The organism is Psychrobacter sp. AOP5-GZ1-6, from assembly GCF_052376345.1.
GTDB lineage: Bacteria > Pseudomonadota > Gammaproteobacteria > Pseudomonadales > Moraxellaceae > Psychrobacter.
The window spans coordinates 1-1,522 of the sequence record NZ_JBQSVP010000253.1; the positions used below are offsets into that span (position 1 = coordinate 1).

At 42.4% G+C, this 1,522-nt stretch carries 1 protein-coding gene and 1 pseudogene; one reads left to right on the forward strand and one right to left on the reverse strand.

Annotated features, from left to right (window positions below; genetic code table 11):
• Positions 1 to 45: 45 nt before the first annotated feature.
• Positions 46 to 1,353, reverse strand: coding sequence for an RNA-guided endonuclease InsQ/TnpB family protein (locus ACT3RN_RS15515; protein ID WP_192520979.1), 1,308 nt, complete (start codon positions 1,351 to 1,353; stop codon positions 46 to 48).
• 74 nt (positions 1,354 to 1,427) lie between these two features.
• Between ACT3RN_RS15515 and ACT3RN_RS15520 the strand changes: the two are divergent.
• Positions 1,428 to 1,522 (forward strand): annotated as a pseudogene (locus ACT3RN_RS15520) (IS200/IS605 family transposase); the annotation flags it as partial.

A 1,522-nucleotide genomic window follows, 5' to 3' on the forward strand; every position in this document is an offset into this window, starting at 1 on the left:
CCACTTTCGCAAAGCTCAAGTGGGGGATTCTAAAAGCAAATGCTCTTAGGCGACCTTCTCACGAGGGTCACTTGTTTTCTGTTTCAACGGGCGACCTTTACTGCATCCTCCCTCCGCAGACAATACGGCATGTCCTGCCGCTAATATATTACGAGCCGCATTAAAATCAGCGTTCGCAACATACCTGCATTTGACGCACTCGAATTTAGACTGAGTTTGTCTGTTTTCCTTAGCGATATGCTGGCACCTAGAGCAAGTTTGGCTAGTGTATCGTGGATTTACTTTAATCAGTAAGCCGCCGCGCCATTGCTGCTTGTACTCAAGCATATTGACCATCATGCCCCAACCTTGATCTAAGATTGATTTATTCAATCCTGACTTGGCTTTGACATTACGACCTTTATTCTCCACCGTACCACTGGCTGATTTCGACATATTGGCGACTTTTAAATCCTCACAAGCAATCATGGCGTGGTTTTTGCTGATACTGGTGGTGGTTTTATGCAAGTAGTCATGGCGAATGTTAGCGATATGATGGTGTAGCTTTTGAATCTTGCGGTTCTGCTTTTTCCAGTTTTGGCTAAACAGAACCTTCCTGCTTAATTGACGCTGTAATTTAGCCAGTTTTACTTGATTGGCTTTAAAGCTGTTCTTAGGTTTGATGTACTGACCGTCTGAGGTGGTGAGTAGTTTGCTGATACCCATATCTAAGCCAATGGCGCTTTTAGAGGAGTGGCGAGGGTTCTCAGCCAGTTCGCGCTCTGTGCCAAACGACACGTACCAGTGCCCCGATTTCTTGCCGATGGTGACATTTTTAATTGTACCAATAATGTCTTGCGACTTCCTAAACTTCACCAGGCCAATGCCATTAGGCAGTTTTACTCGGTTGCCCTCAACACGGCAGTATTTATCAAACTGAACCAAGCGAATTGAGTCGCGCCCATCTGATTTGCGCTTAAATCTTGGCATCAACGGGCGTAGCTGGATTTCTGTGCCGTCAGCCAGTTTAAAGAACTTGGGTTTGCGAGGTTTCTTTTTATTTTCTTTTAATCTGGCATGTACTTTAGGATCAAAGAAACGCGACCAAGCCGATGCCAGATCACGTACTTTTTGTTGTAAAGACACCGCGTTTGAGCTGCTTTTTAAGAATGCAAAATCAGGGTTGCTCTTTAGACCCATGATTTTATTAACAAGGTTGGTGGCATTGATAAACTCATCTTTAGCAAACATTTCAAATGAGATCGCTAGCATTTGATTCCAAACAAAACGTGCAGAGCCGACAAGATTATTTAAAACAATCTCCTGCTCCGTATTAGGCTCAAGCCTAAATTTATACGCTTTGTTGATTTTCATAAATGCCTTCTTTATTAATGAGTGTGCATTTAGTAATATACTTATAATACTAGCACTTAAGAGTTTTTATTACAATGAGTGAGATATACAAAAACCGTCATGCCGCCTTTAACCTCCACGTTCATTTGGTTTTTATTACCAAGTACCGAAAAAAGGTCTTAGGTGAGCT